The sequence below is a fragment of the Bacillus sp. AFS037270 genome (assembly GCF_002585305.1).
Window position 1 is genome coordinate 1 of record NZ_NUNF01000038.1, and the last position, 16,541, is coordinate 16,541.

The following is a 16,541-nucleotide window of genomic DNA, read 5'->3' on the forward strand; positions in this document are numbered from 1 at the left end:
CAAGGAGCCGCAACTGGATATGCTTGTGACCTCGAGGGGCTAGGCGCTGGATCCAGACAATTCTCTAAGTCAAAACTTTTATACTTTCTTATCTCAGAAAAAAAGCTGCCTAATTTTTAGCAAACCTAAGACAATGAATTCGCCACGAAATATAGGCAGCAAAGTTCTTAAGCTATGTAAAATTAAGCAGCCTTCAGTCGACTGATCGGCTAGTCTTAAACTCTTTGATTTTTTGTAGAAGATCGTCTTAATTCAAAACGGGTTTTCTCCGTCCTATCAATTTGTGTGATAGCTCCATCATGAATCGTTATCGTAAGAGAACCATACTGGATATTCTTTAATGCCTCTAAAATCACCTTAGTTCTTTCTTGATCCACCAATGTCATAATTCCACTCTCCTCTTAATCTAACAATATCACATAAGAATACTTGGTTTTATAGGTAAAAAATTTTAAGGTTCCTTCGGACTGACTACAATGTGGACTACACTTACTAATAGGATAAGCCAACTCACAAACACTCCTTTCTATTAAAAAAGGCTTATACCCCCGGCACTTGTGTGAGGAGTATAAGCCTTTGGTGGTCCAATCAGCTTTACCTTATTTGTTTGTTTTTTAATTTGGGCTTTAATTAGTTTTATTTTATTCTGACTTTTCCGAGGTGTCAAGTGGGTTTTGAAATAATTTTAATAATTTATTAAATTTTTAGATTTTAATAATCAAATTTTTTTATCAAAGTTGAGGAGATAGGCTTTTACTATGATACCGTCATTGGCAGGTACAAAGTCGTATTGTGGGGTACGTTCAAATCCCAGCTGTTCATATAATCTCATTGCACCTGTCATAAATTCTCCGGTATGCAAACCGACCGCCTGGCAGCCTTTTGCTTTTGCCCTGATGATACATTCAGAAATCAGCCTCGTTGCAATCCCTTTACCTTGAGCGTCAGGAGCAACGGCAAGCATTCGGATTTCAGGATAATCCAGTTTCTCCACATTACCTTCGTAGGCATCAGTTTTAGCTGGATATAAAACCACACTGCCGACGATCTTCCCGTCTAATTCTGCCACAATTCGTTCAATATTAGGATTGGTATCCTCATCGGATGAAATGGCTTGTTTCAATGCTCTCCAATGGCCTTCTGGAATGCTATTGGCATGTATTTCATAAGCATCAATCCGTTGTTCTCGAATCAGCGGCATTTCCTTTACTACAGCATCACGTATGAACATTATCCCTTATACTCCTATTCTGTTTTCTCACATTTTATTAATAATTTCGAACCTATTACTTAAATTTTCCATCCCAATCTTTAATTTTAGGGGGTCCAGCTTTTATCAGTCAACAAAAATATCTGATTATAAATCAGTATTAAGAATTGATGTGCTTTACTTAAATAAAAAAGCCCTTGAACCTATCAAGAGCTTTTGAGGAATTACTAAGATTAATGAATGGAACGTCTATATTTATATTGCCTCCATTGGTAATGGATAAAGCAACCGATACAAAAGCCCAGAATGGCTACAAATGCTGCCACTGCAACTAAAATGGTAAAGATATAACCCAACGTATTCCATCCCGCCCAAAAGCTAATAAAGCCTATTGCTAAACACGAGACGGCAATCTTCTGATTAAACTGCTGCTGCTCCCAATCCTCAGGAATATAAGCCTTAGGATCCTTCTTTAAAAATTGCTTTGCAAGCTGCATAATCGGATTAAATCCAAATAAGAGTCCGCTTAAACCTGAAAGAAGCGGTATTAATAAAAGCCACTCTATACCAGATACCCATGTTAAGACCACACTTAGAACAATAACCCATTGGTTTGTTTTTACAAGCGGACGAGGAATTGAACGTATATTGTCAGCCATCCAAAATACCTACCTTTCTCATTGGAATTCTATGAATAATATTTAATACAGTTTAACCTGAATTTAATTTTTTGTATAGTTAAACGGCCCTTCAACTAACAAAATCGTGTGCAGGCGTATGGTCTGTTATACCAAGACGTTTCAATACTTGTAGAACATTACAACAATTACTAATTTTTTAGTCAAAAAAAGAAAGGCAGGCACTGTTATCTTTGCCATACCTTTCTTAGTTAAAATGGTTTTAGAATCATAAGTGCGATAATGATAATGAAAATCACGTTTTCTAAGTATTCATAACGAAATAAGATCTTCGATAAACGCCAATACTCCTCAGGTATTTCCTCACCTTGATGTTCGGCCAACAATGCTTTTACAGGTTTTGACCTTGGTGATAATACGAGTGGTCCTATCGCAAGTGCTGCTAGAAATAAAATCAAACTTGTCACATACCATCCCATTCGAAACAGACTGGGATTTAAAAAGCCCATTGTTAAACCTGTTATCAGAAGCAGAGTACCGCCTGCCATGACAAAAATATGAAGTTTGTGTCGGAGCCTATATGAATGTCTTAATTCAGTCATGTTATTCCCTGATTTAACAACGGTTGTTAAGATAAACCCCGGCCCCATACCGATGATGGCGGAAAAAATATGAATAACTACAATTATTTTATAGAATGATATCACTGCAAAAGCCTCCGTTCCATTTCCAATGATCCCATTCTACCATATTTATTTCTTAAATAAGTTGTGGACTGCTTTTTCCAATTCCTCTACTAATGGAAAGGAGTTTTGTGATTTCAGACTATCTACAATATGGTTATAGTACCATTCTTGCTTTTCCTTACCTGCATTAAATTTACTCCAGATTTGATCCCCAATCCGTTGATAATCATTGGAGATAGAACGAATATTATGTAATTTGTCAGCACAAGCAACTGTGCAAATATCACTTGGAGCTCTCTTAAGGTATTCTATTGTATGCAATTTGCGCTCATCCCACGATAAAGATTTGTCCGGTTCGGAGCATCCCTTCACAATTTCTGCAATCTCGGTGCCAAATTCATGTTCAATATCCACCAACGTAAGGTCAGTGTCTTCTACCGTATCATGGAGAATTCCAGCTGCAATTAGTATATCGTTATAACCAGCCTTCATTAAGATCATCCCTACCGCAACCGGATGAGTTATATAGGGAATATCGCTTCCTTTCCTGCGTTGATTTGCATGGGCTTTGGCTGCGATTTGCAGCGCTTTTTCAATGACATCCATATGTGAATCCTCCTTCTTTTCAACCCTAATTTTACCAATTAAAAGGAAAACATAAAAGGAGCTTGGTAGTCCAAGCTCCTCAAAGTATTAATTATGCTTCTTTACTTTTTTCCAATATCGTAGACCCCTTGAATAAAGGAACTAGAAAAAGGACTCCGACCACAAAAAGCAGTGCTGTCGTTTCATACATCGAAACTAGTGAAAAAGTCTTCTTCAACCACCCGCTTGTTGTCATTGTAATCACCATACAACCCATGAATATAGGGTTTAGTATCCCATTAACCCGGCCAATAAAAGCTGCATCAGTATTCTTTAAAATCATGGTATTAATTCCAATATGAACACATGGCATAAACAAACCGCTGATAAATTGAGCGGTCAAGGTCAACCAAAACATATCGGAAAGCCCCATTACCAAAAAGCCAAGGGCACTGACACCCATACCAATCGCAAGCAAAATCTGCGGTGGTGTCTTTTTCGTGAAGCCGACTGTAAGGCCTCCACCTAAAATCATCCCGATTCCAAATGCCGCCATCAGCCATTGCAGCTGCTCTTTCGGCAAACCAAGCTGTTCAGTTACGAGAAATACAGCTAACGGCTGCGTAAGCCCCAACGCTAAGCCCGCTGCGGCAAAACAACCACCAAGCAATGTAAGGGAACGGCTCTGCCAGACATATTTGAATCCAGCCTTCATCTCTTCAAGTAACGTCGTAGCTTCTGCCTTTTCTTCTACTTCATAATCTGATGGCAGTAAGAATAAGATTCCAGCGGAAAGTAAAAAAGCTACTCCCATGATGGCAATCGCCGCATCGATTCCAAAATGCTGGTAAACAAACGTGCCAAGCACCGGACCAACGATCATAAACAAAGCAAAGATGGTTTGGTAAATGGACATCCCCATTTGGATAAGTTCTTCTTTTACATGAAGTTTAAAAAGCTTCATACCGGCAGGCTGTGAAAACTGTGATAAGATCGACGATACCAATGTCGCAAAAAAGATAACCTTCCAGCCGCCAAAGAATAGCGCGAGCAGTACCACAAAAATGGAAACAGCACTTAGAAAATCACACCATATCATCGTCATTTTCGGTTTCCATCGGTCAGCAAAGGTCCCGCCGATAAAAGAAAACAGAAAGATGGGGGCAAATTCGGCTACCGAAATCAGTGATACAGCGACAGGATCTTCATTTGTCTTTTCTACCACATATAACAGGATGGAGTAGTTTCGCACCCAAACCCCAATTTGAAGAAAGAAAGTTGAGAGCAATAACGTCTGAATGACCTTATTTCGAAATAAAGAACCAATTGAAACATTTGTATTTGTACTTGCTTTTTCCATAAAAAAACCTCCTTATCCAACAATCCGGACAGGAGGCAATACAGGGCATAAAACGGCCAAGCACTTGTTCACTTCGCCCTGCTTATTAAAAAAGCCCGCACTAATCCTATCCAGAATATGTTCGTTTATCTGAATTTTTTCCAAAAGTAGGATTAGTCAATCATCGGACTTTAAGTCACCCTTTCGTTATAACGTATATTCATCTTACTTTAATTTCTATTAAGAATCAAGGGACTTTTGTAACTTTATGGAATCCCCACTCTTACTCGTGATCAAGCTCCTCTGTAAGGTGTTTCGCGCTAAGGTTAAACTCTGTATAGTTATTAAGATTCGGACTGTTATTTAAAATCTGGTGTGCATCCCACTGTGCCTTTAAAGGTTGAATGTAATGTTCTGGTACAACAACCCCTCTTTTTTTCAAATGTGAATAAATGCTTTCTGTCATACTTGAACGACCCCTTCCCTGTTCATTAAGATGTGACATACTTGCTCCTCTATATAATTATACTACCTAAACTACATTTATGATAGCGCTTTCATTAATTTTTAATAAAAGAAAACAACGGTCATCTTGCAGCATGAACGTTGTTAATTGTTTGGATTGATAATCGCCAATACTTGGTGGTCTTCCCATTTGCCGTTGATCTTAACATTTTTCACGGCGAATCCTTCTTTATGAAAATCGGATTTCTCTAAAACGCGAATTGAACCGATATTATGCGGCATTACTCCTGCTTCAATCGCGTGCAGCTTCAATTCATTAAACGCATAATCTACCACATGTCTAACTGCTTCCGTCATGTGTAGCCTTTACCGTTATGCTGCTCATCTAAAAAATAACCAATGAAGGCACTTTGGAGCGAGCCTCTGAGGACTTGAAATAAGTTAATGGTACCTATTAAGGAATTATCATGCTTGAAAATTCCAAAGTTATACGCTAGGTCAGTTTTCCGGTCCTCCTCGAATTGCTCAATCCGCTTACTCTGGGATTCTCGTGTATAAAAATCCCTTGACCTCTCCATTGAAAATTTTTCGAAAAATGACCTGTTTCGAATTAGCAAATCCAATAGCGCTTCACTATCTTCTTCTATAAAGGGTCTTAAAAATATGTTTTTATCCCTCAGCATGTCATTCCCTATCCTTATCTAAATGTAATACCATATAAGCATCATCATAATATTTTCCACCTATTTTTAAAGCATTCTTCTCTAATCCGAATTCCTGAAAGCCAAGTTTGCTATATAGCTGTTTTGCATGTTGATTACTGGCGGTTACGTTTAAATTAATTTGTTCGACTTCTTCGATGTCCTTTGCTTTATTGATGGCAGCAGTCATCAATGCCTTCCCTGCGCCTAATCCCCGTTTGCTTGGGGTGACATACATGGCAAAAATGTTTGCCCGGTGGCGAATTTTCATCCTTTCTTCTTGAAGAAGAGTGACAACACCAATTAGTTCATTATGATCAAATGCTCCAAAAGTGTAGTTCCCTTTTGACGTAAAGTTTCGGGCTGTTTGTTCCACTGCATTATCCCTTTTGACTGATTCCTCATAGCTAGTTAAAAAGGCCTCGGGATGATTCTTTAATGCTTCTAGTCGTAATGCCCAGTAAATTTCAGCATCGGGTGGCGTTAATAAGCGGATTTCCAAAACAGCTCTCTCCTTTCTAAATTTCGTCTTTCAATTTTTTCCAACATAAGTTACAACCCGAAATGTAATGCTAAAGAAAAAGGGGTAATAATGTGAAAAAACTTCTATTCAGTTTGATTATTACGTTTATTTCTATAGATATGGGATTAAGTCAGTTCCCCCATATGGCTGCCGCTCAGCAAAAACCGATTCCGCCATATGCCAAATGGGGTACATTAGCAATGAAGAAGACCCATGAAAGGTATCCACAAGCAAAAATTATCGATTACCTTCATGTAGGGAGAGTAACAGGTCCCAAATCCGCCACAGAAAAATTTAAACTCTGGTTAAGAGATAACAAGAGAGAATTTGGTGTCTTTGTGGACATCGAATTTAACCCTGCGACTAACCAAGTCATTAATATCACCTTTAGAGAAACAACTAGGTAACAAAGGGAATTTGAAAATTTGCCCCTCCTTAAGAATTGTGGTCAATAACTCTGATTGACTACCCTATGGGCTCTTTTTCCACTCACTCGGTCGTCAATAAGGGCTATTGTCTACCATGGAGGCTCTTTTTTCCTTTGTTCGGTCGTCAATAAGGGCTATTGATTACCATGGAGGCTCTTTTTTCCCTTGTTCGGTCGTCAATAAGGGCTATTGGCTACCTTGAGGGCTCTTTTTCTCCTCGCTCGGTCGCCAATAAGGGCTATTGACTACCATGGAGGCTCTTTTTCCCCTTGTTCGGTCGCCAATACGGGCTATTGGCTACCTTGGGGCTCTTTTTTCCCTTTCTTCGGTCGTCAATAAGAGGCCATTAGTTTCCTGAGTCCTCTCTTTCCCCATGCTCCGGTCATTCAACCACAAGATCTACCCGATCTTGTGGCCGGTGCTTTTGTACATAAAGATCCTCTGCAACCATCCAATTATTTTCCCAGATATCACGTGCAGACTCGCCATCCCGTTCAATCCCTCTAGACAGTCGTAATTCGCGCGGGCAATCAACCCAAATCGTAAAATCATAATAACCGGCTAATTCATTTCGGGAGGAATATACACCTTCAATAATGACGATTTTTCCAATTGGGACATCATGCCATTCCGCTAATTGGTCTGAATCCCAATCATAGCGCTGATAACGGGCAGGCCGCTCCTGACTGATTGGTTCAATTACTTGTTTCAAAACACGCTGCCAATCTACATCAGCACCAATCGGTTTTTGGATCGGCGGTCTTTGAATGATTTGTTCTCTTGGAAAATAAAAATCATCCATATGGACAATGATTACATTTGGCCTTTTTTCCGATAATAGTTTGGCTAAAGTACTTTTACCTGAACCGCCGCAGCCATCAATCGCGATTAAAAGGGTTGATTGTTTTCTTGGAAGGTTAGGAACAGAATTTATCCATTGTTCAAATGATGGGAATTCTCCCTTTTTCACCTTAAACTCCACGATAAAAACCTCCTTATTGGTACGTTCAATCGTTAGGACCAAACACACGATTTCGAATGTCTGGTGTCTCTCGTTTCTCAACACGCTGCTGTAAAGTTTCTCTCATCCCTGGGGCCAGAAACTCACAGGCGGCAAGTTCCTGCATTTTTTCAAAATCTTGTTTTTGACCATGGAGAATTTCATTGCATTTCTGGATGGTCCACTGAGGGCAAGGCCGTTCCAATAAGGTGAACGTTTGGCCTTCCTCCACTAGACCTTCTTTTAAAACACGAAAGTACCAGCCGGTTCGGCCTGTATTTTGTAATAACAAAGCTAATGTTTTCGTTTTAAACCGGCGGGCAGGCTTCCAGCAAGGCTGCCGTGGCTGCGAAACTTGAACAACGGCTTCGCCAATTTGAAAGGTATCGCCAATTGAAATGGAGTCTTCTTTTACATCCTCGAGTATAAAGTTTTCTCCCATTCCGCCTATGGAAATATCGGTAATGTTGTGTTCATTTTGCCAGTATGTATAATGCTCGGAGGAATAAGCAAAAACGGCTTTCTCAGGTCCGCCATGATTTTTCTGATCATATTGGCCATCCCCTGTTAAACTTGTTTTTCCAACCCAGACCGCTCCTTGGACAGGTTCTTTAAAAATAGCACTCGTCCATTCACGTTCCATCGGTTGGTTGGCCTCTTTTTTCCCAACTGTTTTTGGCAAGCCAGCATAAGCTTTTTTTAGTAGCATCTTTATTCCCTCTCTTCCCGTAATGCTTTTGTCAGCATGCTGATCGATTTGATTACCTCGTTCACATTTTCTTGATCATTCATTTTATTTCTAGCATGGCGTAAAACTGGCCTTAGAGACTCTACAGAACGGCCAAAATCGTTCATCCATTCATACCGTGGAACCATCCACGTGTGGAAATGGTGGGTCGTATCCTCATTATAAAAATAATAAACGTGCTCGATGTCTAGAACTTCTCTTTGCGCTTTTCTTATTTTTGTTAATAGGTTAATATAATCAATTTTCTCTTCTTCCGTTAATTCATCAAAACCATAAATATGCCGTTTTGACGCTAAAATGATTAATCCTTTAATGGGGTAGGCGACATCCTGGTGCGCGTGAAAGTGTTCCGTCTCAATGACAACTCCACCATCTGGTTCTACCATTCCACTCGATAATGCACAGCTTAAACATTCAACTTCAACGGTGGTTCCGTTAGATAACGTGATTTGTCTCATTGCTTTCCCCTTTGCTCATGAGCTTATCTTTTTTAGTATAAAAGGTATGAATAAAAAAAGGAATAAAAAGGTAATTAAAAAAAACTTACCTTTAGCTCTTTTGGGTCTTGCTTTGCTTTTCGACTCCCCAGTGGATTGGATGGGTAAGTGATGGAGGCAGCTTAGTCTCGGTATCTCCCTTGGCAGCATTGATTTGAGCTTGAGTGAGAAAAATACTCCCTGTCAGGTCTGCTCCGCTAAGGTTGGCATCGCGGAGGTCCGCTCCAATAAAGTCGACGGTTCTTAGGTCCGCTTCCCTTAGATCTGCAGCAATCAGGTAGGCCCCTCTTAAGTTAGCTCCTCTCAAGTCTGCTTTTTTTAATTTCGCTCCGATTAAATCGGTTCCTCGGGGTATCTTATGTTTTGGTCGTGAATCGGCACGTACGAGTTCACTTGTTTTTAGAAGTAAAGTATTTACTTCTGCTCTGTGTGCCGGTACATCGAGTTGCGTAAGTCCGCCGGGACTGAGGAGTGTCAGCTTTTCTGTTTGTTCGATGGCTTGACGGAGTTCTGTGTGGATGGATGCTGTCGCTTTTAATGATAGGGCTTCTGTTAGGTACCAAAGCATCTCATGAAGCTGCTGCACGATAGGGAATACTCCAAACATCTCTTTGGCTATTTCGGTGTGATTGCGCCAGTCCTTTCCTTGAAACGTGACTTGCGAAACTTTTTGTCCGGCCCCAAAGCACTCATATACAGTACAACCTTTAAATCCTTTTTGTCTTAGGTTTTGATGGATCCCGCAACGAAAGTCTGATTGTAGATTCGGGCATGGTGTTCCGCCGTTTTTGTTTAATGCAAAGTCCGAAGAAGCAGCAAACGGCAAGGCAACACAGCATAAACCGAAGCAGTCTTCGCACTTGGCGTGAAGATGCTTATGGACGCGGTCATCATGTGATAAAACCGTGTGATTAGACAATAGATTCACTTCCTTTCTATTACCTTTTACTATAAAACAAAATGGAGGGATGTGGGAGTGGATTTTTACTAGTGATAATGATCGTGTTAGTTAGTTGAGGGATTGAATGGTTCGATTGGGCACAGGTTAATAGATTTATTGGTAAATTGTCTTAATTGGGCAAACTCTAATCTGTATTTTTGTCTTTAAGCCTAACAATCAATCCACACAAAAAAACACACAAGCAATACAATCACTTGTGCAATACAAAATACCATTTTTACTCTTTATCCCCCGTAGGAGCAGCACCAACCAAATCTCTAACTGCCTTCCTCCATACCAAATACCCGTACTCCATTGTCGACAACGTCAGCCCCATCCAGGCCAATAGACACGACCCTGGATAAAACTCATATGTACCCTGTTGGACAGGATCCTCCTCTTTCTCCCTCTCAGCACGGCCAGCAGCCATTTTTTCATCAGCAGGACCTTCAATCGTATCCAAAGACGCAGCTTCCACCTTCTCAGGACCCTCAACAGTCTCACCTTCTACTACTTCAGGAGCATCGACAACTTCCATAGCAGTGGCCAACCTATCCTCATCTGCTACAGGAGTTTTCTCTTCAAAAGTTTCAACCACACTAGTATCTCCATCCGGAAGCAGCGCCTCCACATGCCCCCCAGACATTGACTGTATAGCCTCCGTTATAACCTTTGCTATCTCTTCTTTAGAGAAAACCTTGATGGAGATCCAGCCGCGTGGATCCACCTGATAACCGTGTTCCTTGATTGTTTCCTCTGACATATATTTTCCGACCACGTAGCCATTTCCACTTGGATGTAATTGGGTGGCCAAAACCTGTCCCTTTTGAACACTCTCAGGATAAACAAAGCTCACCTTTCCATTACCGTTCTTCTTTTCCTTCAACTTAAATGAATGAAAAATAGCCTTTTTTTCCTCAAAAGATAACACTCCAATGACTCCCTTCCAAAATACCTATGATTTTTTATCAAAAACAGGCAAAACTAGTAAAGAAACAGTCGTCAATTTCCAAGTAAAAATTACCAATATCAACATTATTATACCAAATAAATGACATTAGGACTTAATTACTTGCTATTTTATAAGGTTTAAAGCCTTTTATTAAATTACGTCAAAATGGTGAATGTTTTTGATTGGTAAAGAATGTTTATGAAAGTTTTTGGTTGATTTTTATCAAAAAAAACAGTAAGATAAAACCACAAACAAGTAATGAAAGCGTTTTTAGGAGGCAGATAGGATGTTAGAGCCTGAACGCCATCAAATTATTCTAGAAGCATTAAAGAAAAAAAATACGGTTAAGCTGCAAGAACTAGTCGAACTTACGAATTCATCAGAATCAACCATTCGCCGGGACCTCACTCAGCTAGAAGAGGGCAAATTTCTTAAAAGAGTCCATGGTGGTGCGGCCAGACTTCAAGGAAAGCTGCAAGAACCCAGCATGACAGAGAAATCATCCAAAAACCTTCAAGCTAAGCGGGACATCGCTCAATACGCTGGAAGCTTAGTGGAAGAAGGAGATTGTATCTATCTAGATGCAGGATCCACTATTTTTGAAATGATTCCTTTTCTTCCTAGTAATATTGTCGTAGTAACAAACGGCCTTATGCATGCAAATGAGCTTCTCGACAGAAATATAAAAACATTTTTATTAGGAGGCTATATCAAGCCCACCACCAAAGCCATGGTTGGCCGCGGTGCACTTGAGAGCCTCGAACAGTATCGTTTTGATAAATGCTTTATGGGCGTAAATGGAATACACACCCAACTAGGTTATACCACTCCTGATCAAGAAGAGGCCATGATAAAACAACAAGCTATTAACCTATCTCGTGAAGCCTATGTTTTAGCGGATGAGTCCAAGTTCTCTGAAATTGCATTTGCGAAAATAGCCGGACTTCACGAAGCGACGATCTTAACAAATGAGCTTGACCCCGATACCAAGGAGCAGTATTCCCGTAAGACAAAAATAAAGGTGGTTACTTCATGATTTACACATTAACTCTAAATCCATCACTCGATTATATCGTTGAACTAGAACAAGTCACTTTAGGTGGATTAAACAGAACAAAAAAAGAAACTAAATTGCCTGGCGGTAAAGGGATTAACGTATCCCAAGTCTTAAAAAGACTAGATATGAACAACAAAGCCCTTGGATTTATTGGCGGTTTTACAGGCGATTATATTGAAAACTACTTAAAGTCACTTGAAATTAACACTGATTTTGTCAGGGTTGATGGAGATACCAGAATCAATGTAAAAGTAAAGTCTGATTCGGAAACGGAACTCAATGCAACAGGTCCTAGCCTTACGGAACAAAACTTCGAAGCATTGAAGCAAAGAATTTATGACCTAACAAGCGAAGATGCCCTTGTCTTGGCAGGAAGCATTCCTTCCACAATGCCGACGAGCACATACGAACAACTTGCTAAGATCTGTAATGAAAAAGGTATTAAATTTGTCGTTGATGCTGAAGGAGACTTATTAAAAAAGGTGATTCCATTACAGCCTTTCTTAATCAAGCCTAATCATCATGAACTTGGTGACCTTTTTGATACAACACTCTCTACTTGTGAAGAAGTCATTCCATATGGAAGAGAACTTATCAAGCAAGGTGCACAAAATGTCATCGTCTCCCTTGCGGGTGAAGGTGCCGTCCTTATTAACAAGGACAAAGCGATCATCGCCACAGTTCCAAAAGGCGAAGTCAAAAGCTCAGTTGGTGCCGGGGATTCAATGGTAGCAGGTTTTCTAGCAACCTATGAAAAAACAAAATCAATTGAAGAGGCCTTCCGCTTCAGCGTTGCCTCAGGAAGTGCAACTGCCTTTTCAATCGGCCTTTGTACACCTGAAAAAATTGAAAGTTTACTTCCGCAAGTTAAGCTCGAAACGAAATTATTCTAAAGGAGAATGTTTATGAAGATAACAGAGCTTTTAACAAAAAATACAATCCACTTAAACATAAAAGGCACTCAAAAATTAGATGTTGTTGAAGAGTTAGTGTCTGTATTAGATAATGCCGGTAAATTAGCTGACAAAGCTGAATATAAAAAGGCTATTATCGCAAGAGAAGAGCAAAGCACAACTGGTATCGGTGAGGGAATTGCCATTCCCCATGCAAAAACAAAAGCAGTTAAGCAAGCTGCAATTGCTTTTGGTCGATCAACAGGCGGCGTAAACTATGAATCTCTTGATGGCCAGCCTGCTCACCTTTTCTTTATGATTGCAGCAACTGAAGGTGCAAACAACACTCACTTAGAAGCGTTGTCAAGATTATCTACGATTTTATTAAATGAAGAAGTTCGCAAGCAGCTGCTTGCAGCGAACTCTGAAGATGAAGTATTAGATATCATCAACAAGTATGATCAAGAAGATGAAGAAGAAACACAGTCAATGACTGGGAAAAGTCAGTTTATTGTGGCAGTTACTGCCTGCCCAACTGGAATTGCCCACACGTATATGGCAGCTGATTCCTTAAAGGCGAAAGCAAAGGAAATGGGTGTAGACATTAAAGTCGAAACTAATGGTTCCGGTGGAGCGAAAAACGTGCTGACAGCGGAAGAAATCGAAAACGCTGTGGCGGTTATTGTCGCTGCTGATAAAACAGTAGAAATGGCCCGCTTCAACGGCAAGCACGTGATTGAAACAGCGGTAGCGAACGGAATTCGCAAGCCGAAGGAATTAATTGAAAAAGCGTTAAAGCAGGATGCACCGATATATCATGGTAATGGTTCTGCTGCTAGCAATGATAGCAGTAAACAAGGCAGAGGCGTTGGTGCAACAATTTATAAGCACTTAATGAACGGTGTCTCCAACATGCTTCCATTCGTTGTCGGCGGTGGTATCTTAATCGCCATCTGTTTCATGTTTGGCTTTAATGCCTTCAAGCCGGATGATCCAACTTATAATCCGATTGCTGAAGCACTTATGACGATCGGCGGTGGTAATGCCTTTGCTCTAATGGTTCCTGTTCTTGCTGGTTTCATCGCCATGAGTATTGCAGACCGTCCTGGATTTGCAGCTGGTATGGTTGGCGGTATGCTTGCTAATGCCGGCGGCGCTGGTTTCCTAGGAGGACTTATCGCAGGTTTCCTTGCTGGTTATTTAGTAGTTGGTTTGAAGAAAGTATTAACTTTTATGCCAGCATCTCTTGAAGGTATTAAAACCATTCTTTTATACCCACTATTAGGTATTGCATTAACTGGATTCATCATGTTATTTGTTGTCAATAAACCTGTCGGTGCTCTAAACCAAGGAATTTCTCACTGGTTATCAAATCTTGGAACTGGTAATGCGGTTTTACTAGGAATTATCCTTGGAGCAATGATGTCCTTTGATATGGGAGGACCAATCAATAAGGCAGCATACGTATTCGGTACTGGGTTATTAGCAAATGGTGTATATGAGCCAATGGCTGCAATTATGGCGGCTGGTATGGTTCCACCATTAGGAATTGCCATTGCCACAACTGTATTTAAAAAGAAATTCAGCCAGCAAGATCGTGAAGCTGGTAAAGTTAACTACATTATGGGATTATCTTTTATCACTGAAGGTGCGATTCCGTTTGCAGCAGCTGATCCACTTCGTGTTATCCCTTCTGTAATGGCTGGTTCTGCTGTAGCTGGTGCTTTATCAATGATGTTCCATATCGGCCTTCGCGCTCCTCACGGCGGAGTATTCGTAATGCCACTGGTTAGCGGCAACTGGTTATTGTACCTATTATCAGTTGTAATTGGAGCAATTGTTTCAGCTGTCCTGCTTGGAATCTTGAAAAAGCCTGTAACAGAATAAACTATTCAAAGCACGATTTCCATATGGGGAATCGTGCTTTTTTTAACCACCATCAAATTATTGAACTTTTTCAAAACACAATTGACCTTATACTTTGAGCTGCTTTATAATAAAAGTGAGTAATCACTCATTTTTATTCCCGAAGGGGGTTTATTAATGTCAGCATCTATCGTGTTGAAAGATGTTAGTAAAAGTTTTGGAAAAAAAGAGGTTTTGCATAATATCAATCTTTCGGTCGAGCCAGGTAAAATCTATGGTCTAATTGGGCCCTCTGGTTCTGGCAAAACAACGCTAGTAAAAATGATTGTCGGGATGGACCGACCCACTAAAGGTGAAGTAAAGGTATTAAATACAAAAGTCCCTAACCTGCACCTATTACAAAAAATTGGCTATATGGCCCAAGCTGATGCTCTTTACACTGACTTGACTGGTGAGGAAAATTTAGCTTTCTTTGCTTCTCTTTTTAAATTAAAAAATGGAATGCAAAAAGAACGCATTGCCTATGCTGCCGATTTAGTCAATCTTACATCCGATTTAAAAAAGAAGGTTCAAGACTACTCTGGCGGCATGAAACGCAGGTTATCATTAGCTGTTGCCCTCATCCAAGACCCACAAGTTCTTGTATTAGATGAACCAACAGTCGGAATCGATCCCGAACTGCGCCTTTCGATTTGGGCTGAAATCAACCGTTTAAAGCAAGAAGGCAAAACCATTTTAGTCACCACCCATGTAATGGACGAAGCGGAAAAATGTGATTATCTGGCCATGGTTCGAGACGGAGAAATCTTAACGAGCGGCTCGCCGCATGAATTAAAGGCACAATACGGAATTGCAACATTAGAAGAGGTATTTTTAAAGGCTGGAGGCGTTAAAAAATGAGGATTCTTGCCTTAGTTAAACGCATTATCCATCAAATGCTCCGCGATAAACGGGCGCTTGCCTTGATGATGGTTGCCCCCTTATTAATTCTTACCCTTCTCCATTACCTGCTGGGAAGTAATACGGTCGATCCGAGAATTGGGGTTACCGGAGCAGATGCTTCCCTTGTAAAACAGTTAAAAAGTAAGGATATCATCGTCAAACAATATAACAACCGTTCCAACTGGACCCTCATTTTGGATCGAGATGATTTAGATGCTATTCTTCAAGTGAATGATAATGATATCAAACTAACGCTTAAAAATGAACAGCCTTCTGCCACTAAGGCCCTGTTAATAAAGATCCAACAGGCAGTCGCTGCGGAAAACGCAAAAAAACAATCAGCAAAAATGACCCAATTCCTTCAACAGATTCAGAGTAAGATTCAAGGGGCACCAATAAACATCGAACAGGCTAAGGCTCCAAAAATTACAACGACATACATTTACGGTGATAAAGATACGACCTTTTTTGATCAGTTAAGTCCTATCTTAGTCGGTTTCTTTGTTTTCTTCTTTGTTTTTCTGATTTCCGGAATTGCTTTACTTCGGGAACGAACAACAGGAACACTTGACCGTTTACTAGCCACACCGATTCAACGAAGGGACATAGTTTTTGGTTACCTATCCGGGTACGGTTTATTTGCTATCATTCAAACTCTAATTGTCGTGATTTATTCAGTCAAAGTATTAGACATTATGCTGGTTGGGTCTTTTTGGAATGTGGTCATTATTAATCTGTGCTTAGCGCTCGTTGCATTGTCCCTTGGCATCCTTTTATCGGCTTTTGCCAATTCCGAATTTCAAATGATGCAGTTTATTCCGATTGCGATTGTTCCTCAGGTCTTTTTTGCAGGGATTTTCCCATTCGAAGGTATGGCGGACTGGATGCAAGTAATTGCAAAAATTATGCCCCTATATTATGGCGGTGATGCTTTGGTTTCGGTTATGTATAAAGGTTTAGGGTTCAGTGATATTATCAAGGACCTACTTGTCTTGTTAGGATTTGCTCTTGTATTTATTATCCTAAATATAGTAGCTTTGAAGAAGTATCGAAAAATTTAAAGGAGTAAAC

19 protein-coding genes and 1 pseudogene are annotated in these 16,541 nt (G+C 40.2%); 6 read left to right on the forward strand and 14 right to left on the reverse strand.

What is annotated here, in order from left to right; all coding sequences use genetic code 11:
• Nucleotides 1–215: 215 nt before the first annotated feature.
• The 9 genes and pseudogenes from COD92_RS18665 to COD92_RS18705 form a co-directional block, all read right to left on the reverse strand.
• Nucleotides 216–386, reverse strand: coding sequence for a YezD family protein (locus COD92_RS18665; RefSeq protein ID WP_176541238.1), 171 nt, complete (start codon nt 384–386; stop codon nt 216–218).
• Between the two features lie 332 nt (nt 387–718).
• Nucleotides 719–1,231, reverse strand: coding sequence for a GNAT family N-acetyltransferase (locus tag COD92_RS18670; protein ID WP_098531044.1), 513 nt, complete (start codon nt 1,229–1,231; stop codon nt 719–721).
• 212 nt (nt 1,232–1,443) lie between these two features.
• Nucleotides 1,444–1,869 (reverse strand): DUF4395 domain-containing protein, encoded by a 426-nt coding sequence (locus tag COD92_RS18675; RefSeq protein ID WP_098531043.1) that lies wholly within the window; start codon nt 1,867–1,869, stop codon nt 1,444–1,446.
• 230 nt (nt 1,870–2,099) lie between these two features.
• On the reverse strand, nt 2,100–2,555 hold the full coding sequence (locus tag COD92_RS18680; RefSeq protein ID WP_098531042.1) for a DUF2269 family protein: 456 nt from the start codon (nt 2,553–2,555) through the stop codon (nt 2,100–2,102).
• A gap of 45 nt (nt 2,556–2,600) precedes the next feature.
• Nucleotides 2,601–3,140, reverse strand: a complete 540-nt coding sequence (locus COD92_RS18685; protein WP_098531041.1) for an HD domain-containing protein — start codon at nt 3,138–3,140, stop codon at nt 2,601–2,603.
• A 91-nt stretch (nt 3,141–3,231) separates the two neighbouring features.
• Nucleotides 3,232–4,479, reverse strand: coding sequence for an MFS transporter (locus COD92_RS18690; RefSeq protein ID WP_098531040.1), 1,248 nt, complete (start codon nt 4,477–4,479; stop codon nt 3,232–3,234).
• Between the two features lie 262 nt (nt 4,480–4,741).
• Nucleotides 4,742–4,963 (reverse strand): hypothetical protein, encoded by a 222-nt coding sequence (locus COD92_RS18695; protein WP_142950574.1) that lies wholly within the window; start codon nt 4,961–4,963, stop codon nt 4,742–4,744.
• A gap of 104 nt (nt 4,964–5,067) precedes the next feature.
• Nucleotides 5,068–5,606: pseudogene (locus tag COD92_RS18700) on the reverse strand (GNAT family N-acetyltransferase).
• A gap of 1 nt (nt 5,607) precedes the next feature.
• On the reverse strand, nt 5,608–6,126 hold the full coding sequence (locus COD92_RS18705) for a GNAT family N-acetyltransferase (protein WP_098531037.1): 519 nt from the start codon (nt 6,124–6,126) through the stop codon (nt 5,608–5,610).
• Nucleotides 6,127–6,218: 92 nt separating this feature from the next.
• On the opposite strand from COD92_RS18705, the gene COD92_RS18710 reads away from it, so the two are divergent.
• Nucleotides 6,219–6,554 carry a YqzG/YhdC family protein gene (locus COD92_RS18710; RefSeq protein ID WP_480254056.1) on the forward strand — a complete coding sequence of 112 codons (336 nt, stop codon included), beginning with the start codon at nt 6,219–6,221 and terminating at the stop codon, nt 6,552–6,554.
• A gap of 403 nt (nt 6,555–6,957) precedes the next feature.
• Here COD92_RS18710 and COD92_RS18715 read toward each other — a convergent pair whose 3' ends face one another.
• From COD92_RS18715 to COD92_RS18735, 5 genes are all read right to left on the reverse strand, one after another.
• Nucleotides 6,958–7,509 carry a uridine kinase family protein gene (locus COD92_RS18715; RefSeq protein ID WP_255295285.1) on the reverse strand — a complete coding sequence of 184 codons (552 nt, stop codon included), beginning with the start codon at nt 7,507–7,509 and terminating at the stop codon, nt 6,958–6,960.
• Nucleotides 7,510–7,582: 73 nt separating this feature from the next.
• Nucleotides 7,583–8,284 carry an MOSC domain-containing protein gene (locus COD92_RS18720; protein ID WP_369689367.1) on the reverse strand — a complete coding sequence of 234 codons (702 nt, stop codon included), beginning with the start codon at nt 8,282–8,284 and terminating at the stop codon, nt 7,583–7,585.
• Nucleotides 8,285–8,286: 2 nt separating this feature from the next.
• Complete coding sequence (locus COD92_RS18725; protein WP_098531034.1) at nt 8,287–8,781, reverse strand: HIT family protein; 495 nt, start codon at nt 8,779–8,781, stop codon at nt 8,287–8,289.
• Between the two features lie 91 nt (nt 8,782–8,872).
• The gene (locus COD92_RS18730) at nt 8,873–9,739 is read right to left on the reverse strand and encodes a pentapeptide repeat-containing protein (RefSeq protein WP_098531033.1); all 867 of its coding nucleotides are present in this window, start codon (nt 9,737–9,739) and stop codon (nt 8,873–8,875) included.
• 259 nt (nt 9,740–9,998) lie between these two features.
• Entirely contained in the window at nt 9,999–10,691 is a 693-nt protein-coding gene (locus COD92_RS18735) for a hypothetical protein (RefSeq protein ID WP_098996439.1), read from the reverse strand.
• A 307-nt stretch (nt 10,692–10,998) separates the two neighbouring features.
• Here COD92_RS18735 and COD92_RS18740 point away from each other — a divergent pair, with 307 nt between their 5' ends.
• The 5 genes from COD92_RS18740 (at nt 10,999) to COD92_RS18760 (ending at nt 16,531) form a co-directional block, all read left to right on the forward strand.
• Nucleotides 10,999–11,748 (forward strand): DeoR/GlpR family DNA-binding transcription regulator, encoded by a 750-nt coding sequence (locus COD92_RS18740; protein WP_098531031.1) that lies wholly within the window; start codon nt 10,999–11,001, stop codon nt 11,746–11,748.
• Complete coding sequence (gene pfkB / locus COD92_RS18745) at nt 11,745–12,662, forward strand: 1-phosphofructokinase (RefSeq protein WP_098531030.1); 918 nt, start codon at nt 11,745–11,747, stop codon at nt 12,660–12,662. Before COD92_RS18740 ends, pfkB begins: the two co-directional genes overlap by 4 nt.
• Before the next feature lie 12 nt (nt 12,663–12,674).
• A complete protein-coding gene (locus COD92_RS18750; protein ID WP_098531029.1) occupies nt 12,675–14,549 on the forward strand; it encodes a PTS fructose transporter subunit IIABC in 1,875 nt (624 codons plus the stop codon).
• 156 nt (nt 14,550–14,705) lie between these two features.
• Nucleotides 14,706–15,428, forward strand: coding sequence for an ABC transporter ATP-binding protein (locus tag COD92_RS18755; protein WP_098531028.1), 723 nt, complete (start codon nt 14,706–14,708; stop codon nt 15,426–15,428).
• A complete protein-coding gene (locus COD92_RS18760; RefSeq protein WP_098996440.1) occupies nt 15,425–16,531 on the forward strand; it encodes an ABC transporter permease in 1,107 nt (368 codons plus the stop codon). The genes COD92_RS18755 and COD92_RS18760 overlap by 4 nt, the downstream gene beginning before the upstream one ends.
• The last annotated feature ends 10 nt before the right edge of the window (nt 16,532–16,541 follow it).

What these genes read in the sequence shown, in the direction of transcription:
- COD92_RS18665 (WP_176541238.1), bottom strand. Translation starts at nt 386, where the DNA reads ATGACATTGGTGGATCAAGAAAGAACTAAGGTGATTTTAGAGGCATTA.
- COD92_RS18670 (WP_098531044.1), bottom strand. Translation starts at nt 1,231, where the DNA reads ATGTTCATACGTGATGCTGTAGTAAAGGAAATGCCGCTGATTCGAGAA.
- COD92_RS18675 (WP_098531043.1), bottom strand. Translation starts at nt 1,869, where the DNA reads ATGGCTGACAATATACGTTCAATTCCTCGTCCGCTTGTAAAAACAAAC.
- COD92_RS18685 (WP_098531041.1), bottom strand. Translation starts at nt 3,140, where the DNA reads ATGGATGTCATTGAAAAAGCGCTGCAAATCGCAGCCAAAGCCCATGCA.
- COD92_RS18690 (WP_098531040.1), bottom strand. Translation starts at nt 4,479, where the DNA reads ATGGAAAAAGCAAGTACAAATACAAATGTTTCAATTGGTTCTTTATTT.
- COD92_RS18695 (WP_142950574.1), bottom strand. Translation starts at nt 4,963, where the DNA reads ATGTCACATCTTAATGAACAGGGAAGGGGTCGTTCAAGTATGACAGAA.
- COD92_RS18720 (WP_369689367.1), bottom strand. Translation starts at nt 8,284, where the DNA reads ATGCTACTAAAAAAAGCTTATGCTGGCTTGCCAAAAACAGTTGGGAAA.
- COD92_RS18725 (WP_098531034.1), bottom strand. Translation starts at nt 8,781, where the DNA reads ATGAGACAAATCACGTTATCTAACGGAACCACCGTTGAAGTTGAATGT.
- COD92_RS18740 (WP_098531031.1), top strand. Translation starts at nt 10,999, where the DNA reads ATGTTAGAGCCTGAACGCCATCAAATTATTCTAGAAGCATTAAAGAAA.
- pfkB (WP_098531030.1), top strand. Translation starts at nt 11,745, where the DNA reads ATGATTTACACATTAACTCTAAATCCATCACTCGATTATATCGTTGAA.
- COD92_RS18750 (WP_098531029.1), top strand. Translation starts at nt 12,675, where the DNA reads ATGAAGATAACAGAGCTTTTAACAAAAAATACAATCCACTTAAACATA.
- COD92_RS18755 (WP_098531028.1), top strand. Translation starts at nt 14,706, where the DNA reads ATGTCAGCATCTATCGTGTTGAAAGATGTTAGTAAAAGTTTTGGAAAA.
- COD92_RS18760 (WP_098996440.1), top strand. Translation starts at nt 15,425, where the DNA reads ATGAGGATTCTTGCCTTAGTTAAACGCATTATCCATCAAATGCTCCGC.